Genomic DNA, 3,159 nt, shown 5'->3' on the forward strand with positions numbered 1-3,159 from the left:
TTCGGATCGATCTCGCGGCGCAGCGCCTCGGTCTGCCGCTGCAGTTCCTCGCTGCCATCGCGAAACTGGGTCTCGGCCTGGCGCAGCGAGTTCTGCACGTCGTGCAGGCTGCGCTTGAGTTCCTCGGCTTCCAGTTCGCGTTCCAGTTCCTGTTTCACCGAGTCCCACTGCGCGCGGGCGCGGCGTACCCACAACCCGGCGAAGCGCGCCGCCTTGGGCAGGCGCTCGGGACCGAGCACCACCAGGGCCACCACCGCGATCACCAGCAGTTCGCTGAATCCGATATCGAACACGCCGGCGGGGTCCCGTCAGTGCGCGTCGCGGTCGCGCTCGGCCTGGGTCTGGCGGGACGGCTCGCTGCTGCTGCGCGTCTCGTCGCCGAGCTGGCCGGCGGGCTTGTCGTCGTCGCGCATGCCTTTCTTGAATTCCTTGACCGCGTTGCCCAGATCCTTGGCGCCGCTCGTCAGCCGCTTGGTGCCGAACACCAGCAGCACGATCACCAGCACCACCAGCCAGTGCCAGATGCTAAGACTGCCCATGATCCGCTCGCAGAAAAGTCGTAAGGAACCCGCAGGATAACGCACCGCGCCGCGCCGCGTTACCTCTCCCGGCCGTGCAGGCAGGCCTGCACGGCGCGATGGACAGGTGGCGTTGGGAACCGCGCTCAGCGATCGCCGTCGAGCTTCTCGGTGCGGATCTCGCCGTCGGACACCGGCTGGAAGCCCTGCTGCGCCGGTTGCGCCTGGCCCTGCAGGGGCACGGTGCTGGCAGCAGCGTCGGGCGCGGCGGTCGGTTCCGGCGTGGCCTGCGGCGCCGGCATGGCCGCCGGTGCCGGGGCGGCGCCCGGGCTGCCGTTGCTGTCGGTGCCACGGCTCTGCCGCGCGGCGTAGGTGGCTTCCTCGAGCTTGTCGCGGAAGGCGACGATGTCGTTGGACGGCCGGTTGGTGGTGCGGCCCTCGAAGATCATCCGCGGAGTGGTGTTGCTGCCGTAGGCGTTGAGGTCGGCGGCATCGTCGATCTGCAGCGCGGCGCCATCCAGGGCGACGCCGGCGAACAGGCCGCGCGCGCGCGACCACGACCAGATCTCGGCCTTGAGCTGGCCGTCGGTGGCGGCGGCGGCGTTGCGCCCGACCGGGCCGGCGGCGACGCCGGCATCGGCGCCGAGGGTGAACTTGCCGTTGACGATGTTGTCCAGGCTGCGGTCGTTGCGGAACACCAGCACCACGTCGGAGGACTGCACACCGACCTGGAAGCCGATGCTGCCGCCGGTGAGCTTGACGAACACCGGGTTGGACCAGGTGCCGTCGGGGCGCTTGACCGACATCAGGCCGTGGCCGCGGCGCCCGCCGATCACCAGGCCGGCCTTGAGCGTATCCGGGATCACCACGATGGCGCGGCCCTCGTCGAGCAGCTTGTCGGGGATGGCCTGCTCGGGAATCTTCTGGATGTCGGTCAGCACGCGCAGCGCGTTGCGGGCGCGCTCGTCCTCTTCCGGTCCGGCCACGGCGTGGCCGACGAACAACAGGGGGCTCAACAACAGGGCGAGGCGCGGCAGGAGGGGCATGGCGGGCTCCGAAATAGGTCCGCAGCAAGATACTGCAAGTCCTTGAACTTAGTCACAGGGCAATGAATCGGCAATGAGTGGTGCCGGCACCGCATGCAGGCGCCGTCGATCGCCGCGATCGAACGGATCGACACGCCGCAACGCGCGCGCTCTGCCACAATGCGCGCATGTCCGACGCACCCGAGACCGCCATCCTGGTGGTGAATCTAGGCACGCCCGAGGCGCCGACCGCGCCTGCGGTCGCCCGTTACCTGGCCGAGTTCCTTGGCGACAAGCGCGTGGTCGCGATCCCGCGGCTGTTCTGGTGGCCGCTGCTGCACTGGGTGATCCTGCCGCGGCGCTCGCCGAAATCGGCGGAGAAATACGCCCAGGTGTGGCTGGCGGACGGCTCGCCGCTGGCGGTGTACACCCGCCGCCTGGCCGAGGGCATGCAGCGCGAGCTGCCCGGGCACCGCGTGGCCTGGGCGATGCGCTACGGCGCGCCGGCGCTGGCGCCGGCCCTGGACGCGCTGCGCGAGGCGGGCGTGCGCCGGATCGTGGTGCTGCCGCTGTACCCGCAGTATTCGACCACCACCACCGCCTCGATCGAGGACGTGGTGCAGGCCTGGCAGGCGCGCCATCCGCAGCTGCCGGTGCACCTGATCGAGGACTACCCGACCGACCCGGCCTGGGTCGCGGCGGTGGCCGACAGCGTGCGTGCGCACTGGGCGCAGCATGGCCGCGGCGAGCGCCTGTTCTTCTCCTTCCACGGCCTGCCGCAGCGCGTGGCCAACAACGGCGATCCCTACCCGCAGCGCTGCGAAGCCAGCGCGCAGGCGATCGCCACCGCACTGGGCCTGGAGGCGGGCCAGTGGGAGCTCGGCTACCAGTCGCGCTTCGGCGCCGAGCGCTGGCTGCGCCCGTACGCCGAGCCGCGGCTGTGGGAGCTTGCCGGGCAGGGGGTCAAGCAGGTGGACGTACTCTGTCCCGGCTTCGCCACCGACTGCCTGGAAACCCTGGAAGAAGTGGCGATGGGCTTCGTCGAGACCTGCGCCGAACGCGGCATGCAGGTGCGCTACATCCCCTGTCTCAACGACGCCCCGGCGCACGCGCGCGCGCTGGCGCAACTGGCGGCCCGCGCCGCATGAGTTTGCGTGCTTTTGCCTGCCCGTCGCGGGTGGGCGCGCTGGCCGGACTGCGCAGCGGCGACCCGCAGGGGCCCAAGGCGCTGGCCTTGCACGGCTGGCTCGACAACGCCGCCAGCTTCGTGCCGCTGAGCCGGCACCTGCCGCAGCTGGACCTGGTGATGCTGGACCTGCCCGGCCATGGCCACAGCAGCGACCTGCCCGATGGTGCCGAATACCTGCTGGCCAGCGCCTTGCACCCGGTGCTGGACGCGGCCGATGCGCTGGGCTGGGAGCGCTTCGTGCTGATCGGCCATTCGATGGGTGCGGCCATCGCCAGCCTGCTGGCCGCCGCGGCGCCGCAACGCATCGAGAAGTTCGTGGCGATCGAGATGCTGGGCGGCCTGGCCGAGAGCGAGGCGGGCGCGGTGGAACGGCTGCGCAACAGCGTCGCCAGTACCCGCCGTGCCACCGCCACGCCGTTGCGCGTCT

The 3,159-nt window shown here is 71.0% G+C and carries 5 protein-coding genes; 2 read left to right on the forward strand and 3 right to left on the reverse strand.

All coding sequences use genetic code 11. The features are described from left to right. The 3 genes from tatB to D180_RS06260 form a co-directional block, all read right to left on the reverse strand. Window positions 1-293 (reverse strand): Sec-independent protein translocase protein TatB (gene tatB, locus D180_RS06250; protein WP_017912111.1); only part of this gene is annotated, 293 nt, incomplete at its 3' end. Between the two features lie 15 nt (window positions 294-308). Then, window positions 309-539, reverse strand: coding sequence for a Sec-independent protein translocase subunit TatA (gene tatA / locus D180_RS06255; RefSeq protein WP_010340619.1), 231 nt, complete (start codon window positions 537-539; stop codon window positions 309-311). Window positions 540-664: 125 nt separating this feature from the next. Then, window positions 665-1,564, reverse strand: a complete 900-nt coding sequence (locus tag D180_RS06260; RefSeq protein ID WP_017912112.1) for a YSC84-related protein — start codon at window positions 1,562-1,564, stop codon at window positions 665-667. A 167-nt stretch (window positions 1,565-1,731) separates the two neighbouring features. On the opposite strand from D180_RS06260, the gene hemH reads away from it, so the two are divergent. Together hemH and D180_RS06270 are read left to right on the forward strand one after the other, a co-directional pair. Continuing rightward, window positions 1,732-2,691 carry a ferrochelatase gene (gene hemH, locus D180_RS06265; protein WP_017912113.1) on the forward strand — a complete coding sequence of 320 codons (960 nt, stop codon included), beginning with the start codon at window positions 1,732-1,734 and terminating at the stop codon, window positions 2,689-2,691. After that, window positions 2,688-3,159 (forward strand): alpha/beta fold hydrolase (locus D180_RS06270; RefSeq protein WP_043090563.1); only part of this gene is annotated, 472 nt, incomplete at its 3' end. The genes hemH and D180_RS06270, both read left to right, overlap by 4 nt.

It is taken from the genome of Xanthomonas sp. SHU 166 (assembly GCF_000364685.1).
GTDB classification, from domain to species: Bacteria; Pseudomonadota; Gammaproteobacteria; order Xanthomonadales; family Xanthomonadaceae; genus Xanthomonas_A; species Xanthomonas_A sontii.

Coding starts and splice junctions, on each gene's coding strand:
- tatA (WP_010340619.1), bottom strand. CDS start 539: ATGGGCAGTCTTAGCATCTGGCACTGGCTGGTGGTGCTGGTGATCGTG.
- D180_RS06260 (WP_017912112.1), bottom strand. CDS start 1,564: ATGCCCCTCCTGCCGCGCCTCGCCCTGTTGTTGAGCCCCCTGTTGTTC.
- hemH (WP_017912113.1), top strand. CDS start 1,732: ATGTCCGACGCACCCGAGACCGCCATCCTGGTGGTGAATCTAGGCACG.